At 46.1% G+C, this 763-nt stretch carries 1 protein-coding gene; it reads left to right on the plus strand.

Annotation, left to right across the window (positions count from 1 at the left end; all coding sequences use genetic code 11):
- Window positions 1–483: heme-dependent oxidative N-demethylase subunit alpha family protein (locus B3O33_RS11490; protein WP_292363623.1), on the plus strand; the 483-nt coding region annotated here is incomplete at its 5' end.
- Window positions 484–763: the final 280 nt, after the last annotated feature.

Here is a 763-nt window from a genome sequence, read left to right on the forward strand (position 1 = left end):
ATGTCGTTCAAAGAATGGCATGGTCCGGTTCCGCAGGCAAATGAAATCGGCATTTTTGACCGGGCACTGAAATATTTGCTGCATCTGCAATATGGCAGTCCGGTACGTCGGCTGAACTGGACCATGACGGTCAATCCGCGTCTGGATACTTCTCCCGAAGAATTTCCTTTATGGGGACCTGATAATGCTTCAGTGACGCCGGAGAACGTCGGCGAAAAAGTACATCTTCGGGTTGAGCTGCAGGCGCTATTCCGTCTGCCACGCAGTAATGCCATTGCTTTCAGTGTACGTGGTTATCTGATTAGCCTGGATGAGTTGGTCACCTATCCAAAATGGGCAAAACGGCTACGTCGGGTGCTCACCAATCTGCATCCGGATCTTTCTGAATACAAGGGTCTGGATCTTTATCGACAAACGGTCATCGACTGGCTTGAACCATTAGAAGACGGTGCCGAGCTGTCATTGGGTACGCAGCCGGAATAAAGCGAGTTTCAATGTGCGCTGATAAATATTTTCAGACAGAAAAATATACAAAGCGCATCAAAAAAAGACACACAACCAGGGCAGCGCTGATCAGCTGCAGATAAAAGGTTATCCACTTCAATTTGATTTTTAATTGTTTTGATGATGTGGGTCACTATAACAACGACAACTAACCGTTCAGGAGCAATATAATGCAATTAAAAAAAATATCAGCACTCTGCTTGGCTGCCTCATCCATGTTAGTAGCAAATACAGCTATGGCATGGGAAAGCGAAGACGG

This window comes from Methylophaga sp. UBA1464 (assembly GCF_002325665.1).
In the GTDB taxonomy this organism is placed as follows: domain Bacteria; phylum Pseudomonadota; class Gammaproteobacteria; order Nitrosococcales; family Methylophagaceae; genus Methylophaga.